Source organism: Mesorhizobium sp. M1004 (assembly GCF_040318795.1).
Lineage (GTDB): Bacteria > Pseudomonadota > Alphaproteobacteria > Rhizobiales > Rhizobiaceae > Mesorhizobium.
On sequence record NZ_JAMYNB010000004.1, the window covers coordinates 253,278 to 271,705 of the forward strand.

Genomic DNA, 18,428 nt, shown 5'->3' on the forward strand with positions numbered 1-18,428 from the left:
AGCGAGTCCTAGTTCTGGTTGATCTTGCTGCCCTTCATGGTGATGTCTTTCGAAGCTTTGACGCCAATCTCACCCGAAGCTACGACGGTTATGTCTTTTCCTTCGATCGTGATCGTCCCGTCCTTCTTCAAAGCAATTCCCGCGGAACCGCACTTGATCATTATGGAGTCGCCCGCCTCGATCAGCAGGCTCTTGCCGATCTTCATTGCGCCGTCTTCACCGATTTCGACAGCGCTGCCCTTAGCGATCTTGAGAGCCCGGTCGCCGCCGACTTCGGTGGAATCGCCTTCAGCAATCTTGGTGCTGCGGTCCTTGCCTACGTCCGTAGCCTGTGCACCGCCGATCCTGAAACTCTGATCGGCACCGATCTGAACGCTCTGGCCGGCCGAAACCTGCCAACTGTCGTCCGCACCGATGGTGTGGCTCTGCGCCGCGCCCACAGTGACCGACCGCGTCGCACCGATCGTGTTCGCCTGCGGACCGCCCACGGTCCGGATCTCGGATGCTCCAACCGAATCGACGCGCGCCGCGCCAACGGTCACCGTCTGCACGATCGCCACGGTCTGCGTGTGATTGGCGCCGATGGTCTCGGTCGAGTTCGACCCGATGCCGATCGTCTCGTCGATGCCCACCGTCAGCGAGCGGTTCTTGCCGACCGTCTCGGTGTCGTTCGACCCGATATTCGTCGTCTGGTCGACGCCGACCTTGACCGTCTTGTTGTTGCCGACGTCCTCGTCGAGGTTGTGGCCGACGGAGTGCTTGGCGTCGTGGTCGATGCGGTCGGACTGGTCGTGCTGCACCGTCTTGTTGCGGTCGTGCTTGATCACAAGGTGATGGTCCTTCTGCGCCTGGAAGTTGACCAGTTCGGAGCCGGCCTTGTCCTCGAACATCAGCTCGTTGTAGCCGCCACCGCCCTTGGACGAGTTCGACTTCCAGCCCGACTGCGTGGCGTTGCCGGGCAGTCCGTAGGGCGGCATCTGCGAGGCGTTGTAGACCCTGCCGGTGATGATCGGCAGGTCCGGGTTGCCTTCGATGAAATCGACGATCACTTCCTGGCCGATGCGCGGGATCTGGATGAAGCCCCAGCCGCTGCCGGCCCAGGTCTGCGACACCCGCACGAAGCAGGAGCTCTTCTGGTCCTTCTTGCCGAGGCGGTCCCAGTGGAACTGCACCTTCACCCTGGCATATTTGTCGGTGAAGATCTCCTCGCCGGAGGGACCGACCACGGTCGCCGTCTGCGGCCCGCGCATGATCGGCCTTGGCGCGATGCGCGGCGGCCGATAAGCAACTGAGGTCGGCGCCACACCGAGCACCACCTTGAAATTCTCGCCATCGGTGTCGACGCCGGCGCGATAGCCCGGATCGAACAGCCGGTACTCGGCGCTGATCACCAGATACTCCTTGTTCTGGTCGTCGCGCGGAAAGCCGTCGAGCTTGAAGGTGCAGCCGGAGAACAGGCCGCGCACGGTGCCGACAGCGGCAATGCGCATATGCGGCGCCTGGATTTCTTCGCGCCTGATCGCCGCTAGGCTGTCGCCGCGCCCGACTTCCAGATGCGCGCCGGGGTGGCGATAGTTCTCGCCCGCGGCCTGCTTGTGGCCGAAGGGCTGCGCCGACTTCGCCATCAAATCGGCGGCGGGTTTTTCGAAGTCATAATCGGTGTGGGCATAGGCGCCGGGGCGCACCGCGCTGCCTGGAATCCAGTCGGTGATGTATTCGACGTCGCGGCGCGAGCCCTGCCCTTCGAACTGATATAGCACCGTCTCATAGCCCGGCGCCGGCTTGAGCTTGCTCATGGCGTCGGCCAGGATCAGTGTGTGCTCACCCTCGGCATGCTCGAAGAAGTACATTATGCCTTCATGCTCGAGCAGCCGCTGCACGAAATCGAGGTCGCTCTCGTCGTACTGCACGCAATATTCGCGCGGCGGATAGGAGCCTTGCAAGCGCTTCTCGAACTTGGCGATGCCGCCATATTTGGAGAAGATCTCCTCCACGATCTCGACGGCAGTCTTGTCCTGGAAAATGCGGCAGTCGGTGGTATTGCCGAGGAACCACAGCCACGGCCTGACGACCGCCTCGTAGTGAGCCAGCCGATCTTCGATGCGGGTAAGGCGAAACTCGGCGATGAGGCCGCTGAACCAGCGCTTGGGGTCGGCCTCGCCTTCGATCGAAACGGCGCCGCCCAGCATCTTCAGCGGGTCGATATCGGCATTGGTCGAAACAAATCCAACGGTGTAGGCAAGGCAGCGGCTGATCTCGTCGCGGCCGACGAGATGCGTAAAGGTCAACAGCTCGGCGCCGACCGGCGTCTGCACAAGCGCGGCGCGTTGTTCACTCGGCATGGGTCGTGCCCCTCCTGAGCGCTAGTGTGGCAGGTTCGAAGCCCTTCTTGTGTTAACGACCTCACGTTCAGGGATATTTCGCAACTTGCCACCCAAGCCATGTTGAGCCTACCACATGTTCTATGGCAGACCAAAGAGGACAAGCGGCAGGCCGTTGCTGTTTGCGCCGCTTTCGCCAGTGTGAAACGCCGCTCTCCCGCTGTGCCCGCAAGCTGCTAGACTGTGGCACATCGGATCAATGGAAACGGCAGCGGTCGACGGTCCATAGCGCATGTTCATCAGTCTGCAGATCAGCAATGTCGATGTCCTGCCTGCCGGGCTGCCGCCCGGCTACGCATCGCGCGACCGCGGCTTCGAGATCGGGCGGGAGAACTGCGCCTGGACCTTGCCCGATCCGGACAAGTTCATCTCCGGCCGACATTGCGAAATCCGCTACGAAGGCGGCGCCTTTTTTCTCCACGACGTCTCGCGCAACGGCACATTCGTCAACGGGTCGAGCCAGCGCCTGACCGGCCCGCATCGGTTGGCGCAAGGGGACCGGCTCCGGATCGGCCGCTATATCGTCTCGGTGTCGATCGATGACGGGAACCCAGCCTTCGGTGGCCATGGTTCGACGCAACGGCAGATGCCCGTTGCCGGATCCTTTCCAGACCATGTCGCATCGCCACGGTCACCGACCGCGCCACCCGCTTCGGTCTCCAGCCGGCCGCAGCAAGCCGACGAGATCCTGCGCGCGATTGCCGCCGGCGCCGGCATTCCGCCAGAGGTGCTTTTGCTGCGCCAACCGCAGGAGGTAGCCGGCGAGATCGGCGCGGTGCTGCGCATCGTCGTCGACGAGCTGGTGTTGCTGTTGAAGGCGCGCGCCGCTGCAAAAGTCCTGGCCAAGACCAGCGACCGGACCATGATCAATTCCGCCGACAACAATCCGCTAAAGTTCGTGCCCGGGACAGACGAAATCCTCGACATCATGTTCGCGCGGCGCAGGGCCGGCTATCTCGATGCCAGGCACAGCATCGAAGACGCTTTCCACGACCTCAAAACACATGAATTCGCCACCTTCGCCGCCATGCAGGCAGCGCTGTCGCGGTTGCTTGACGATCTGTCGCCCGAGGCGATTGCGAAAAAACTGCCGCCATCCTCCTTTGCCTCGAAGAAAACGCGCGCCTGGGACGCGCTGGTCGCGACCTGGCGGGCCAAGGAGGAAGCGCACGAGAATGGCATGCTGGACATATTCCTCACCTATTTCAGTGAAGCCTATGCCAAGGCCGCCAAACAGAAGACCGGCAAGGGCTAAGCCCGCGCACCGCTGAAGACACCGTGAAGGCGACCCGAGCACGGGCCGGCCACCAAAATTGCGCCGGGTTTCCATCGCAACCTTCTGAGACTACGATCACATACGACGATTGAGCACGCGGGTACGGTTGGTCGACCTCGGGGGTCTGCGGCACATGTCATGTCACGGCGAGATAGCGTCCTGCGGTCCGCGTTTGCGCGGACATGGCGCTGTGCGTCGCGGCGCGCGGGCGTAGAGGCAGGGATCGGCGATGAGCTCGAAGGATGATCCTTTCGATCCGACCGGCAAAACCGTCATCCGCCCCAGCCGCCCCAATCCCGGCCGCAAGCAAAAGACGGTTCTCGCCCGCGATGCGCCGGCCCCCGGCAGTACGGTGATCGCCCCTGCCAGCGTCCCGGAACCCACGGTTTTCGATCCCAACGCCGGCCGCCAGCCGCCGTCCGACGTCACGGGGACGGTGATCTATCAGGGAACGCCCTTCGCCAACGCGCCGGCCGATCCGCCCGTTCACGGCTCAGCCGGGACGGCGGGGAAAACGCCATGGGATGCGCTGCTCGGCGCCAGCGATGCCGTCGATTATGGCGCGGCCAACCCGATCGTCGCTGCCGCGGCGCCCTTGCTGATACTGCTTGGGCATCTGCGGCTGATGGCTGTCGAAAGACCGGCCGAGCCGCTGGCGCAGCATGTCGCCGGCCTGGTCGAGGATTTCGACCGCAAGATCGCCAGGACCGATACCTCGGAAGAGGATGCGCGCATCGCCAGCTATGTGCTTTGCGAAACCGCCGACGATATCGTCGCCAATCTGCCCGGTTCCAGCCGGGATGCGTGGGCGCAGCACGCCATGCTGCAGCGCTTCTTCCAGGTCAAACCCACCGGCGCCGGTTTTTTCCAGGCGCTGAACACGGTGCTGGCGACGCCGGAACCTCATCGCAATCTCATCGAGCTGATGCATGTCTGCCTGTCGCTTGGCTTCGAAGGCCAGTATCGCGGCCAGCCGCGCGAGAGCCTCGAACGGGTCCGCCGCGACGTCTACGAGACATCAGCCTATTTCCGCGTCCTCGGTGACGACGACATCTCGCCGCGCTGGCAAGGCTTGTCGGTCACATCGGCGCAAGGCTCCAGGCGGGTTCCGCTCTGGGCCATAGCCGCTGCAACCGCGGCAGTTTTGACCGCAGCCTTTTTCACGCTGCGCGTGCTCATCACCAATGATGGCGAGGCTGTTGCCGGCGAGTTGCTGGCGCTCAATCCGGCGACGCCGGTCACCATCGAGCGCACCGGTTTCGTGCCGCTGACCGAGGAGGTGAAAGTCGTCGCAGCGCCAACGACGATTGCGCAGGTCGATCGCATCCGCACTGCCTTGGCCAAGGAGATCGAAGGCGGCGGCGTCAGCGTCGGCACCAAGGGTGATTTCATCATCGTGGAAATCAGCAACGCCCTGCTGTTCCAGTCGGGACGAGCCGAGGTCAAGCCGGAGTTCGAGCCGGTGGCCGCCAGCATCGCGGCGGCTCTCGACGCGGAGCGCGGGCCGATCCGGATCGTCGGCCACACCGACAACGTCAAACCGAAGAAGACCAGCGCCTTCAAATCGAATTTCGACCTCTCCGTCGCACGTGCCCAGTCGGTGGAAAAGATGATCGCAGCGCATTTCAGCGATCCGTCGCGGACAAAGGTCGAGGGCAAGGGCGAGGACGAGCCCATCGCCGACAATGCAACGCCGGACGGCCGCGCCAAAAACCGCCGTGTCGATGTAATGATCCCGCGGGAGGAGATGCTGTGACCGGCTGGCTGCTGCGCATCTTCAGCGCGCTCGCGCTCGCCGGCTTTGCCGCCGCGGTCTGGTACGCCGGCCCGTTAATCCGCTTTGCCGGCGCCCGGCCGTTGGATCCCATCTGGCTGCGGGCAGCGATCATCGGCATCGTCGTCGGAACGGTGGCGATCATCTATGCAATCCGGTTCTGGCGCAGGCGCAAGGCGCAGAAGGCGCTGGAGGCCGCCATGGCCAGCGCCGAGGATGACGGCAGCGATGCAAAGGTGCTGGAAGCTCGCATGAACGAAGCAGTCGCGACGCTCAGGCAGTCGAGCGGCAAGCGCAACTTCCTCTACGACGTCCCCTGGTACATCGTCATCGGCCCGCCGGGCGCCGGCAAGACCACCGCGCTGGTCAATTCCGGCCTGAACTTTCCGCTTGCCGGGTCGGGCCAGGCGCAGCCGGTGGCGGGTGTCGGCGGTACGCGCAATTGCGACTGGTGGTTCACCGACGAGGCGGTGCTGATCGACACGGCCGGGCGCTACACGACGCAGGATTCCCATGCACGGACCGACAGCAAAAGCTGGCTGGCGTTCCTGTCGCTGCTCAAGCGGCACCGGACGCGTCAGCCGATCAATGGCGTCATCCTGGCGATCAGCCTTGCCGATCTGATGGCGGACGGAGAGCAGGCGGCCCGTGTCGCCGAGATCCGCAGCCGCCTGCAGGAAATCCACGAGGTCCTGAAGGTCCGCTTTCCCGTCTACGTGCTGTTCACCAAGGCCGACCTGGTCTCCGGATTCATGGAATATTTCGGCGGTTTCGACGAAGCACGCCGGCGCAAGGTGTGGGGCGCGACCTTCCAGACCGCCGAGCGCGGCCTGAACATGGTCGCAGAAGCGCCAGCCGAATTCGACGCGCTGGTGAAGCGCCTGACCGAAGAGATGAGCGAGCGGCTGCAGGCGGAGACCGATCCGGTCGCGCGCATCGCCATTTTCGGCTTCGCCGCGCAGCTCGGTGCGCTGAAAGGCCGGATCGTGAATTTCCTCGAGGGCGTTTTCGAGCCGACGCGCAAGCAGCTGAACGCCCCCCTGCGCGGCCTGTATTTTTCTTCCGGCACGCAGGAAGGCACGCCGATCGACCAGTTGCTGGGCAGCATAGGCCGCAGTTTCGGCAGGAATGCCCAGGCGCATCTTTCCGGCACCGGCAAAAGCTTCTTCCTGCACGATCTGTTGAGCCGCGTCATTTTCGCCGAGTCCGGCTGGGTGTCCTATGACAGGGCGGCCGACAGGCGCGTTGCGATCGCCCGCTACGCCGGCCTGACAGCGATCGCGGCCATAGCGATCGCCGCGCTTGGCGTTCTCGGCCTGAGCTTTACGACCAACAAATCGCTGGTCGCCGCGACCGGCCAGGCGGCAGGCCAATACCGCGCGACAGCCGCGCCGCTGCTGGCCAGCACGACGGTGTTGGATGCCGACCTCGAAACCGTCATCGGCGCGCTCGATGCGCTGCGCGGCCTGCCGGCCGGCTACGATACGAGAGACCAGCCCACCCCGGCCACGGCGACGTTCGGCCTCAGCCAGCGTGAGCGTATCCTTTCGGCTTCCGAGACTGCCTACCGGCAAGGGCTGGAGCGCATGTTCCGCTCGCGCCTGCTGTTCCAGCTCGAACGCACGATCGAGGCCAGGATGGCCGATCCGATGGCGCTGTACGAGCCGCTGAAGATTTACCTGATGCTAGGCGGCAAGGCGCCGAAAGTGGATGACGAACTGGTCGTCACCTGGCTGAAACTGGACTGGGAACAGAACCGCTATCCCGGCGCCCACAATCGCGACGGCCGGGCGCAATTGGAGAAGCATTTGCGCGCCATGCTGGCGCTCGACAACGACCAGGATCCCTCGTTCGAACTCAACCGCACGCTGGTCGAATCCGCCCAGCGCTCGCTCGGCCGCATGAGCCTTGCCGATCGCGCCACCGCTCTCATCCAGTCGGCCACCTATGCGGCGGCGCTGGACGATTTTTCGGTGGCCTCGCAAGCCGGCCCGGAAGCGCCGATGCTGTTCGAGCGCAATGACGGAAACGATCTCGCCGGCCTTCGCGTCCCCGGTCTCTACACCCATGCCGGCTTCGACTTCTATCTGGCGCAACTTGCCAAGAGCGCGCAGGCGCTGGTCGACGATCAATGGGTGATCGGTTCGAGCGGCGAGCAAGGCGGCTTCGACCAGGAATTGCTCAAGCTCGGCCCGGAACTTCTCGACCGCTACGGCAAGAGTTTTGCGGCGGCGTGGAACGAGGTGCTCGACAGGTTGAAGTTCAAGCCAATGGCCGCCGACAAACCGCAATATCTGGCGCTGTCCGCAGCGGGATCACCGACCTCACCGCTGATGCAGCTGTTCGAGGCCATCGCGCGCGAAACAGCTTTGACGCAAGAGCGCAATCCGGCTGCGCCGTCTCAAGACAGCGACCAGGAAATCGCCGCGCGCGCCAAGGGCCTCGCCCGCATCGGCATCGAGCTTGCGGCGCGCAAATCGCAGAGCCGGGCCGGGGCCGCCTTTGTCAACACCCAGAACCAGGATCCCGGCGCCAACATCGAAGCCCAGTTCCGGTCTTTCCAGGCTTTGGTGGCCGGGGCGCCGGGGCAGCGGCCGCTCGACGCCCTCACCCAGAATTTCCGCGAAATCTATCAGAGCGTGCGGCTGGCCGCCGATGTCCCCGCCCAGACGGACCAGGCCAACGCCAATCTGCAGCTGCAGATCTCGACGTTGCGCGCCAATGCTTCGCGGCTGCCGAAGGCGCTGGCCAGGATGGTGAGCGCGGCGGCGGACGATTTCGAGGGCACCGTCGCCGAAACATCGACCACGCGTCTCAACGAGATGCTGGAGGAGACCGTCGGCCGTCCGTGCGAGGAGGTGATTGCCGGGCGCTTTCCATTTGCCCCCGCCGGCACCGACGATGTCGCCATGGCGGATTTTGCCAGATTGTTTTCTCCGGGCGGGGTTCTCGACCGGTTCTTCGCGCAGAACCTGGCGTCGCTGGTCGACATGAGCGGCCAGGACTGGGACTGGAAACAGGACACCAGGTTCGGCCGCAATCTGGCGAAATCGACGCTGAAGAACTTTCAGCTCGCGGCACAAATCCGCGCGGCTTTCTTTCCGCTCGGCGGGCCGGTGCCGTCGATCAACATCACCTTCACGCCGCTGTCGCTGCATGGCGATGCCGACATGGCGCTGCTCAATATCGACGGCCAGGTGCTGCAGGCCACCCAAGCCGGCAACACGCCGGGCCTGATTCCGTGGCCGGGCAAGACCGGTTCGGCCAGTCTCAGCCTGACGCCGGAGCTGCCCGGCCGCGAGTCCGCAATCAAGTTCGACGGTCCCTGGGCTTTGAAACGATTGCTGGACAAGGGGCAGGTCACCGCCAATGGCGATAGTCTCGAAGCGCATTTCGTCATCGGCGGACGGGATGTCGCCTACACGATCAAGACCGGGGAGGACGGCAACCCATTCACGCTGCCGGCGCTTTCCGCGTTCAGCTGTCCGAAGGCTTTCTGATGGGGAATTGCATGGCAGGACCAGCGATTGCAGGACGCAGAGACAGCGGCGGCACCACACGGTCCGTCATCAGCGGCTTAGATTTCGATACTCTAATGAATGGGGCTGTGGCAGACTGGCCAGGCACGTCAGCCAAGGCGTTGCGGAGCGTAGGCAAGTGAACGATGCCGCCTTTGAGAGCTACGGCGTGAGCCACAAGGGCTGCGTGCGTGACCACAATGAGGACAGCTTCCTGGTCGAGCCGCGGATCGGCCTCTGGGTGGTGGCCGACGGCATGGGCGGGCACGAGGCCGGAGAAGTCGCTTCGGCAAGCATTGTCGAGCATCTGGCGACGATCGGCATCGCCAGTTCGGCGCCGGATCTGCGCGCCCGCTTTGAGGATCGGCTGAACCGGGCGCATGCCGAGATCCGCCGGATTTCGCGCTCACGCGGCGTGACCATCGGCTCCACCGTTGCCGCACTGCTGGCCATGGACGGCAGGTTCGCCTGCCTGTGGTCGGGCGACAGCCGCGTCTATCTCGTGCGCAACGCCGCGATCTCGCAGATTTCGCGCGACCACACCGAGGTCCAGGAACTGCTCGACAGCGGCGCGATCAGCGCGGCCGAAGCGGAGAACTGGCCGCGCCGCAACGTCATCACCCGCGCCATCGGCGTCAACGACGAAATCGCCATCGACTTCCAGCAGGGAGAGACCCTTGCCGGCGACATTTTCATCCTCAGCACGGACGGCCTGACGGCGCATGTCAGTGACGCGGAGATTGCGGCTGCAGTGCTCTCGGCAGCGCCGCAGGCTGCCTGCGAAAAGCTGCTTTCCATGGTGCTTGAGCGCGGCGGCACGGACAACGTCACCATCGTTCTGGTCAAGATCAGAGACAAAGGCAATGGCCTGTCCCGAGCAGAAGGCCGCGACCGATGAGCTCCGACGACAAGACTCGGCTATTGCCCAACATGGCGGATACCAGCGTCGGCACGCAGCTCAGCGGCATCTACGAGCTCGACGAACGCATCGCGTCGGGCGGCATGGGCGAAGTCTATCGCGGCCACAACATCCAGACCGGCGATCATGTCGCGATCAAGATCGTGCTGCCGGAATTCGCCCGCGACCAGACGATCCTGTCGCTGTTTCGCAAGGAAGCCTCGATCCTCAACCATCTGTCGCATGACGCGGTCGTGCGCTACCACGTCTTCACCATAGATCCCGGCATCGGGCGGCCCTATCTGGCGATGGAATTCGTCGACGGCCAGTCGCTGTACGACGTCATGCGCGGCGGGGCGATGGCGACTCCGGATGTGCGCAAACTGTGCCACCGGCTGGCCTCGGGCCTGAGCGCCGTGCACCAGGCCGGCGCCATCCACCGCGATCTGTCGCCCGACAACATCATCCTGCCGGGCGGCCGGGTCGAGCGGGCAAAGATCATCGATTTCGGCATTGCGCGATCGGCCGCGGTCGGTGGCGAGACGCTGATCGGCGGCAAGTTTGCCGGAAAATACAATTACGTCTCCCCCGAGCAGCTCGGGCTCTATGGCGGCGAGGTCAGCGAACAGTCCGACATCTACAGCCTGGGGCTGGTGCTGGCGGCGGCGCTGCGCGGCAAGCCGATCGACATGGGCGGCTCGCAATACGAGATCGTCGAAAAACGGCGGACCGTCCCTGATCTCTCCGGCATCGATGCCGATTTCAGGGACATTGTCGAAGCGATGCTGCAGCCTGACCCGGATGATCGACCGGCCAGCATGGCCGAAATCGCCCGGTTGACGCGCGACGACAGCGACGCGACCTTGCCGCCGGCATCGCTCGCGCCCCGGCCCGGCCTGCCGCGAACCGGGCAGACCGCAGGGCCTGTCTCGAAGGTCGGGGACTCGCCGGCCCAAGGCTTCGGTTCGGCCCCGCCAAGCGGCACGGCGGAGCCGTCTTTCGTGCCGCACGTGCGCCCGGCGCACCTGTCGCAGCCGAAACCGGCTGCTGAAACTCCCAAGCGAGCAAGCACACCACCGAAGCGTGCTACTACAGGCAGAAATCTGACGATCGCGGTGCTGTCGGCGGTGGCCGTGGTATCGCTTGGAGGGCTCTATGCATCGAGTATCGTGGGATTCGGAGACCGGCCTCGCGTCGCCGACACCGGCAAGCCGCTCCAACCCGAACTGACAAAGCCGATCGTCGCTGACAAGCCCGTTCCGGACACTGCGCCGGTCGAGAAGACGGTGCCAAAGCCGCAACCAGCGGAGACTCCGGCTGAAGATCAGGCCAAAGCGCCGGTCGAGCCGCAGCCGACGCCGCCAGTCGCGTCGAGCGCTACGGCCCCGCTGCCGGCCGCACCAACCGACAAGACCGTCGCGCTGCAACCGCCATCCGGCCCGTCACAGTCCGATGCCGCGAAGAACCCCGAGCCTGTCAGTCCGCCGGTAGAGCCCAAGGCGACAGCGCCGGCCACGCAAACACCTGAACCGACGGCCGAGGCACCCACGCCCACAGCACCGGCGCCGGAACCCACCGCTCAAGCGCCCGAGCCCAAGGCGCAGGCCCCTGAACCGGCCGCGCAGGCGCCCAAGCCGGACACGCAGGCGCCTGAATCGACCGCGGAGCCCAAGCCAAGCCAGCCCGATATCGCCAGCGGTGAGCAGGCCGACAAGCCGGCAGAGCCCGAAATTGCCATGAACGTGCCCAAGCCGGAGGTGCCGCCACCGGCCGATGCGGCCGCGGAGCGGGCCACCTGGGTACGCGCCTTCAATGGTGGTGACTGTTTTTATGCGACGGTGACGTCGGCCACCGACAAGGGTGTCGCGATCGAGGGCTTCGGCACGTCGGTGCCACCCTTCGAACAGTTGCTTGGGGAATTCCAGGCGAAGTTCCATGTCGAGCCGGATATCAGCGTCCGCCTTATCCAGCCCCCGCAATGCGGGATCACCGGCTTCCTGCGTTTCATGGGCGCGAGCACGGCCGACAGGCCGCAGCTTGTCCTCGACCAGACATCGGTGCCGGACGGCTCGCCGATCGACGGCACGCTGGTGACGCATGGCGGGCTGGTGTCGAGCGTGTTCCTGATCGACCACAGGGGCATCGCCTTCAACCTCGACGACCATGTTGTCGTACAAGCCGACAAGGCGACCTTCTCGATCCCGATCGGGCTCGGCGCCGCCGACAAGGCGGCAGGCAAGGCGTTGCCGCAGATCATCATGGTGATCACCGGGCCGCAGGACATTAAGGCGGCGGACTTCACAACGCCGACGCCGGCCTCGGTGCTGTTGCCCAGGATACTCGACGAGATCGGCGCCAGGAGTTCGGCATTTTCGGCGACCGCCAAATATTTCCGCCTCGGCGGCTAGCACCGACGCCGATGCAACGCCGTCGCCGAGATCCCGTCCTGCTTGCCCGGAATGTGCGGGTGAAGCTCGCCGCGAGCGCGGTTGCGACGCTGTTGCTGGCGCTTCTTTCCACTGGGCAGGCGCGCGCCGAATTCACCGTCTGCAACCAGACGCTCGACGTCGTCAATCTTGCCGTAGGTCAGAAGATCGACGATGCCGACCAGACCGATGGCTGGTGGACCATCGGCGCCAATCAATGCGTCAACGTCATTCGCGAGGAGCTGACCAACCGCTACATCTACATCTACGCGACGGATGTGTTCGGCCACGCCATTCTGGCAGGCTCCACCGACATGTGCATCGAGCGGCGGCGGTTCTCGATCCGCGGCATCGATGAATGCTGGCAGCGCGGCCATATCGCGGCGAAGTTTCTCGAAGTCGACACCCAGGAACAGGGGCGCTGGACCTTCTTCCTGACCGGAAGCGCGCCGTGACGCACAGCATCGACACCAGCTTCAAGGCAAAGAAGCAGGCGCGCGCCGCGCTGCGCAGGCGCAGGAACTGGCTCGGGCTGGCGGCTGGCCTGGCGACAATCGTCCTCGCCGCGATTGCCACCGGCTTCTATCTTACCGCCGACTACTGGTCGTTCGGCGACGAGGACGAGGAACTGCACGCCGTCGAAGGCTCGGACGACGTACCGGCCGACGCATCGGTCTACGTGCCGGCCATCATCGACCTTGCCGGCGACCCGATGTGGATCACACTGGCGCCAGAAGCCGGCGCCGCCAAGAGCCGCGGGATGCCGCGCCCGAGGGAGCTCGACCAGGCCGGCATCTCCCCTCAGATCATGGTTCTCTCCGACGTGATGCTGAGCGCCAGCGAAAAATTCATGACGACGATCCCCTCGACGCAAGAGGATTTCGCTTTCTTTCAGGCGCAGCGGAAGACCGCGGTCGCGCCACCCGCCGAACCCAACGATCCGCAGAATGACCTGCAGAACGATCTTCAACCATCGCCCGGCGCGGACGGGGCTCCGGCGGCCTCCGGCCCAGCTCCTGACCCGCAGACCTCTCCGGGTGCATCGACGGCGGCCGATGACCCCGAGGCCGGCTGGGGCGAGACCATCGATGAGGGCGAAGCAGCACTCCCCGCCTTTCAGAAGACAGCGGTCGAAAACAACACCAGCGTTGCCACCGTCAGCTCGGAATACCAGCGCTTCGAGGCGACCCAGGACATTTTCGTGAAAATCCTCAACGACCGCAGCCTGGACAGCGTGGCGCTCGATGCGCATTTTTCCGCCGACGACGCAAAGCTTGCCGGCGAGGCGCTGAAGGCGCTGTTCGACAAGGACGGCCTGCAGCCTGGCTATGTCGTGGCGATGCGCGGCTTCAGGCCGACGCGCGAGACCACGACGATGTCGCTGATGCAGGTCTCGATCTACGCCAGGAACGTCTTTGTAGGCACGCTGACACGCAACGCGGCCGGCGCCTTCGTGTCGGGCGTCGACCCGTGGGTGCGCGAGGACCTGTTCAATTATTCGGGCGCCGAGACCGAAGGCACGCAGAAACGGCAATACCGCCTGCTCGACGCGATCTACTCGACGGCGGCCCGCAACAATGTGCCGAGCGGCATCATCGGCGAAGCCATCATGTATCTGTCGCGCGGACAGGATCTGGATGCTTTCGCCAGCGAGGACCAGCGCCTTGTGCTGATCTATTCGCAGACGCCGCGCGGCAAGAACGAGACCGACGGACGGGTGCTCTATGTCGGCATCCAAGGCACGCAAAAGAGCCTCGATTGTTTGGTTTTCCAGCAGAGCGACGGCCAGTTTTCCTGCGTCTCGGGCGATGACCAGGTGCGCTCGCTGACGGTGGCCAACGGCATGGTGACGCCGGTCAACGGTGTCATGACGTCGACCTTCGGGCCGCGCAAGCATCCGATCCTGGGCGTTGTTCGCATCCACAAAGGCGTCGACTGGGCAGCACCCGTGGGGACCCCGATCGCCGCAGCCTTCGACGGCGAGATCATCTTCCAGGGCGACGGCGGCGGCTACGGCAATGTGGTCAAGATCGCCCATGGCGGCGGCCGCGAGACGCGCTACGCGCATATGTCGAAATTCGCCATTGCCAGCGGTGTCGGCACCAAGGTGAAGGCCGGCGACATCATCGGCTATATCGGCACCACCGGCCTGTCGACCGGGCCACATTTGCATTTCGAACTCTATCAAAGCGGTCAGGCGATCGATCCGCTCGGAACAGTGACCGCTGCAATCGCCGTCACTTCCAGCGATCCCGCCGTCGAAACGCTGACCGACCGTATCGTCCACGTCGAATCGGGCGGTAGCGCGCGGGCCAAGAACCCGCTGTCTTCGGCGACAGGCGCCGGCCAGTTCATATCCAAGACCTGGATCCGGATGATGAACACCTATCGTCCCGAACTCGCGCGATCGCTGTCGACCGCAGACCTGCTCGCTTTGCGCTACGACGCCACCATCTCGCGTGAGATGGTGCGCAATCTGGCGCGCGAGGGCGAAGCCTATCTCAAGGCGCGCGGCCATCAGATTACCGCCGGCCGGCTCTATCTCTGCCATTTCCTCGGCATGGAAGGCGCACATCAGGTGCTGGCGTCGCCGGGATCGGCGCAGTTGAGCGCCGTGCTCGGATCGTCCGTTATCCAGGCCAACCCATTTCTTACCGGCAAGACCGCCAGCTACGTCGTCGACTGGGCGGAACGGAAGATGGGCCGCAAATTGCCGACGCCCGCCACCACCGATGCGGGCCAGCCGACGACGACGGAAGTCCGCCAGACATCGCCGGAGTTCGAAAAATACAAGCAGGCGATAACGGCACTGGTCGGCTCGATCCAAAATACTCTTGAGCCGGGCTAGAGCTGGCAGTTCGCCCCGGCTTTCGCCAAGCCGATTGGTTCTGAGGCCGGCGAATGGTATGTTTGCGGATATTTGGGAAGGTTTTTGGGTCCTTGTGAACCAAAACTGTGGCTGGGATCACATACGCCCAAGAGCCATTTTGGCAGAAGCGATACAGTCGCTGGTGAAATCTAGCATGCGCAGCCATCAATAACGCGCCCCATTGGGGCGGAGGGCCGATCCCATGAAAGCGTTTGCCGTCCTTTTGAGCGGATTTTTTCTGTTAATGCTGACCGCGCTTGGCACCGTCCAGGCGGCGGCGCCGGATGCCGGTGGCGTCAAACGCGTCGCGCTGGTCATCGGCAACAGCAAATACGTCCATGCCGTCGAATTGCCCAATCCGGCCAATGACGCGCATCTCATCGCATCGACGCTGCGCAATGCGGGCTTCGAGGTGATCGAGGGCGTCGACCAGGACAATGCCGGCATGCACAGCCTGATCAGCAAATTCACCGAGCAGTCCTACGATGCCGACCTCGCCGTCATCTTCTATGCCGGCCACGGCATGCAAGTCGACGGCAAGAACTTTTTGATCCCGGTCGACGCCGAACTGACGTCACCTGCCTATCTCAAGACCCGCACCGTCCAGATCGACGACTTCATGGCCGCACTGCCGCCCGACCCGGCGGTCGGCGTCATCATCCTCGATGCCTGCCGCGACAATCCGCTGGCACGGACGCTGGCGGCCGCGATGCCGAAGACCCGCTCCACCGCGCTGGGCACCGGCCTGGCGCCGATCGACCCTAAATCAGAGGGCTTCGGCACCGGCGGCATCCTGATTGCCTATGCCACCGACCCGGGCGCCATCGCCTTTGACGGCAACGGCGTCGACAGCCCCTACTCGACCGCGCTCGCCAGGCACCTGACCGAACCCGGCGTCGAGATCCAGAGCGCGCTGACGCGGGTGCGCGGCGAAGTGGCCGAGACCACGCAAGGCCGCCAGCGGCCATGGCACAACGCATCGCTGGGCCGCGAGGTTTTCCTTGGCAAACCGGCCGCCGAAGCCGTGCCGGTGGCAAAACCGGCCGCCGACGACGCGAACGCCGCGACAGCGCCCGCCCCTGCCCCCGTCACCAGCGAACCGCCTTCGTGGGAAGTCGAGCAGCGGCTTTGGGACGAGGCCTCGAAGCGCAACACCGCGCCATTCTACGAAGCCTATCTCGAACAGTTCCCGAATGGCCGCTTCGCCACGGTGGCGCGGCTCAACATCGATGCGCTGAACGATCCGAAAGCCCAGGAACGGCAGGTGGCAGCGCTCGATGCCGACGAAGCGAACTCGGGTTCTGCCGTGCGCACCTCGGTCGGCATTTCGGACGACATGAAGAAGGTGCTGGGCACCGAGGCGACGGAGAACGCGATCGGTCTCGATCGCCAGGGCCGCATCGACCTGCAATTGCGCGTCGAGGCGCTGGGCAACGAGCTTGGCCGCGTTGACGGCAATATCGGCGCCAAGACCCGGCAAGCGATCGGCGACTGGCAAGAGGGGAACGGGCTGCCTCCGACCACCTTCCTGACGCGCGAGCAACTGGCATTCCTGGTTATCCAGACGGATCCGATGATGGAGGCCGTGCGTGCCAAGCATGAGGCCGACCAGGCCGGCGTGGACAAGCCGAAAAAACAGATGGTGCAGAAGGCCCGCACGCTGAAGCCGGTGGCGGAAAAGCCACGCAAGAAGCAGTACGCCCAGAAGCCGCGCCGACAGCAGCAGTTCGTGCAGAAAAGGCGCAACCGGGAGGTCGTGCGCGAGGATGAGCCGCCGCCGCGGGACAACAATGATTTCCTGACCAAGGCGCTGATCTTCGGCACCGGCGTAGCGGTCGGCGGCGTGCTCAAGAACTGATCGATCACATCGAACGACAAAAACGCCGCGTGTCCGTTGGACGCGCGGCGTTGATGGCCGGAAAACGCAGCCGGCGACGCTACTGCGCCTTGATCCGCATCTCGACCCGGCGATTGACGGGATCGTAGGGGTCGGGGTTGCGTGGATTGGCCTCGCCGAGACCGACCGCCTTGATGCGGGTGGCTTCGATGCCGTTGGATTCGAGGAAGGCCGTCACCGACTGCGCCCTGCGCTGCGACAGCCCCTCATTGTAGGTCGCCGAGCCGGATGCGTCGGTATAGCCTTCGACGACGAAGGACAGCTTGCTCAGCCGATCGTCCTTCAGCGCCTTGGCGAATTCGTCGAGTTCGCTGCGCGCCTTGGCGTCGAGCTCGGACGAATCCAGGCTGAAATTGATCAGCATATCGAGGCCGGTCTTCTCCGGAGGCTTTTCTTTCTGGCCGGTCTTGCTCTTGCACTCGTCCTCGGTGCCGACACAAATCCCGCGTGCCGCGCCGTGATCGATCGTGCCGGCAAAGAACTTCACAATGTCTTCCGATTTCTGAAGTGGGTCGGCATAGACGTGAGTCGAGAAAAGCACGGTCGCCAATGCCAAGACTGAAATGTGCCGCTGCATAACGGTTACTCCCGTTTCGAGCATCCGATTTTCACTCAGGCCCGATCCATGGATCCGGGCCAACTCTTCCTGTTCGACAATGATCTGTCGAGATCACGGTCGGCTGTGGAATATACCAAACCGTGAGGCGTTTGTCTGTGAACAACGTCATGGACATGTGGTGGTCGACAGACTTGACCCGCGCCTCGCAGGCGGGTTGAGTGAGGGCTGGGGGAGGATAACAGCAGCGATGGTCAACGGGCTTCGATTCCAGACCGCACGCGATCTCTTCGCCGCGAACACGGCTGTCGCTCGGGACATGACGGCCGTTCCGACCGACCAACCCTCGCTCGAGTTCTGCCGCCGGCTGATGGCCGGGCGCATCCCCGAGGAAGCGATTACCTTTTGCGCCTATCTCCTGCCTGACCGGGCCGCAATCTGGTGGGGCCATGAGTGCCTGGGGCATCTGACCGAGCTGCTCGAAGAGCAGGACCTCGCAACGCTGACACTGATCCAGGAGTGGGTCGGCGACCCCAACAATGCAACCCGCCGGGAGGCTGTCGCCGGGGCGGCGATGACGCAGCAGCACACGCCTGCCGGCTGGATCGCGCTAGCGGCGCAACGGCACATCAATGGCCTGACGCCGCAGACCAACGGGTCGAGGCTGCGGCCGCTGCCGGCTGCGCATGCCGTCAATGCCGGCATACTGGCCGGACTGGCGCGGGTTGCGGTGGCGGACCGTTTCTCCGTGCTCACCGCCTTTGTCGAGATGGGCATCCATCTGGCCGAAACCGAGGCGCTGCGCCGAGCCTGATTGCTCTGGATCGTGATGA

General features: G+C 64.4%; 11 protein-coding genes. 9 read left to right on the forward strand and 2 right to left on the reverse strand.

What is annotated here, in order from left to right:
* Nucleotides 1-8 precede the first annotated feature (8 nt).
* Nucleotides 9-2,342 carry a type VI secretion system Vgr family protein gene (locus tag NKH54_RS10505; protein WP_353028160.1) on the reverse strand — a complete coding sequence of 778 codons (2,334 nt, stop codon included), beginning with the start codon at nt 2,340-2,342 and terminating at the stop codon, nt 9-11.
* 271 nt (nt 2,343-2,613) lie between these two features.
* Between NKH54_RS10505 and tagH the strand changes: the two genes are divergently transcribed.
* The 8 genes from tagH to NKH54_RS10545 all read left to right on the forward strand — a co-directional run bounded on the left by tagH (nt 2,614) and on the right by NKH54_RS10545 (nt 17,000).
* Nucleotides 2,614-3,636: a type VI secretion system-associated FHA domain protein TagH gene (gene tagH, locus NKH54_RS10510; RefSeq protein WP_023692193.1), complete on the forward strand. Its 1,023-nt coding sequence runs from the start codon at nt 2,614-2,616 to the stop codon at nt 3,634-3,636.
* 250 nt (nt 3,637-3,886) lie between these two features.
* The gene (gene tssL, locus NKH54_RS10515; RefSeq protein ID WP_353028161.1) at nt 3,887-5,413 is read left to right on the forward strand and encodes a type VI secretion system protein TssL, long form; all 1,527 of its coding nucleotides are present in this window, start codon (nt 3,887-3,889) and stop codon (nt 5,411-5,413) included.
* On the forward strand, nt 5,410-8,931 hold the full coding sequence (tssM, locus tag NKH54_RS10520; RefSeq protein ID WP_353028163.1) for a type VI secretion system membrane subunit TssM: 3,522 nt from the start codon (nt 5,410-5,412) through the stop codon (nt 8,929-8,931). The genes tssL and tssM overlap by 4 nt, the downstream gene beginning before the upstream one ends.
* 157 nt (nt 8,932-9,088) lie before the next feature.
* Nucleotides 9,089-9,847 carry a PP2C family protein-serine/threonine phosphatase gene (locus tag NKH54_RS10525; RefSeq protein WP_023692196.1) on the forward strand — a complete coding sequence of 253 codons (759 nt, stop codon included), beginning with the start codon at nt 9,089-9,091 and terminating at the stop codon, nt 9,845-9,847.
* Nucleotides 9,844-12,255 carry a serine/threonine-protein kinase gene (locus NKH54_RS10530; protein ID WP_023738404.1) on the forward strand — a complete coding sequence of 804 codons (2,412 nt, stop codon included), beginning with the start codon at nt 9,844-9,846 and terminating at the stop codon, nt 12,253-12,255. Before NKH54_RS10525 ends, NKH54_RS10530 begins: the two co-directional genes overlap by 4 nt.
* A gap of 59 nt (nt 12,256-12,314) precedes the next feature.
* On the forward strand, nt 12,315-12,728 hold the full coding sequence (locus tag NKH54_RS10535; protein ID WP_023738403.1) for a DUF1036 domain-containing protein: 414 nt from the start codon (nt 12,315-12,317) through the stop codon (nt 12,726-12,728).
* Nucleotides 12,725-15,121 (forward strand): M23 family metallopeptidase, encoded by a 2,397-nt coding sequence (locus tag NKH54_RS10540; RefSeq protein ID WP_353028164.1) that lies wholly within the window; start codon nt 12,725-12,727, stop codon nt 15,119-15,121. Before NKH54_RS10535 ends, NKH54_RS10540 begins: the two co-directional genes overlap by 4 nt.
* 265 nt (nt 15,122-15,386) lie before the next feature.
* Nucleotides 15,387-17,000 (forward strand): caspase family protein, encoded by a 1,614-nt coding sequence (locus tag NKH54_RS10545; protein ID WP_353028165.1) that lies wholly within the window; start codon nt 15,387-15,389, stop codon nt 16,998-17,000.
* Nucleotides 17,001-17,079: 79 nt separating this feature from the next.
* On the opposite strand, the gene NKH54_RS10550 is transcribed toward NKH54_RS10545, so the two are convergent.
* A complete protein-coding gene (locus NKH54_RS10550) occupies nt 17,080-17,616 on the reverse strand; it encodes an OmpA family protein (protein WP_023682635.1) in 537 nt (178 codons plus the stop codon).
* Between the two features lie 229 nt (nt 17,617-17,845).
* On the opposite strand from NKH54_RS10550, the gene NKH54_RS10555 reads away from it, so the two are divergent.
* The gene (locus tag NKH54_RS10555; protein WP_023687008.1) at nt 17,846-18,409 is read left to right on the forward strand and encodes a DUF6931 family protein; all 564 of its coding nucleotides are present in this window, start codon (nt 17,846-17,848) and stop codon (nt 18,407-18,409) included.
* The last annotated feature ends 19 nt before the right edge of the window (nt 18,410-18,428 follow it).

Bases quoted from the DNA above. Each gene is read 5' to 3' on its own strand.
- NKH54_RS10550 (WP_023682635.1), bottom strand. From the start codon at position 17,616: ATGCAGCGGCACATTTCAGTCTTGGCATTGGCGACCGTGCTTTTCTCG.
- NKH54_RS10505 (WP_353028160.1), bottom strand. From the start codon at position 2,342: ATGCCGAGTGAACAACGCGCCGCGCTTGTGCAGACGCCGGTCGGCGCC.
- tagH (WP_023692193.1), top strand. From the start codon at position 2,614: ATGTTCATCAGTCTGCAGATCAGCAATGTCGATGTCCTGCCTGCCGGG.
- NKH54_RS10545 (WP_353028165.1), top strand. From the start codon at position 15,387: ATGCTGACCGCGCTTGGCACCGTCCAGGCGGCGGCGCCGGATGCCGGT.
- tssL (WP_353028161.1), top strand. From the start codon at position 3,887: ATGAGCTCGAAGGATGATCCTTTCGATCCGACCGGCAAAACCGTCATC.
- NKH54_RS10555 (WP_023687008.1), top strand. From the start codon at position 17,846: ATGGTCAACGGGCTTCGATTCCAGACCGCACGCGATCTCTTCGCCGCG.
- NKH54_RS10530 (WP_023738404.1), top strand. From the start codon at position 9,844: ATGAGCTCCGACGACAAGACTCGGCTATTGCCCAACATGGCGGATACC.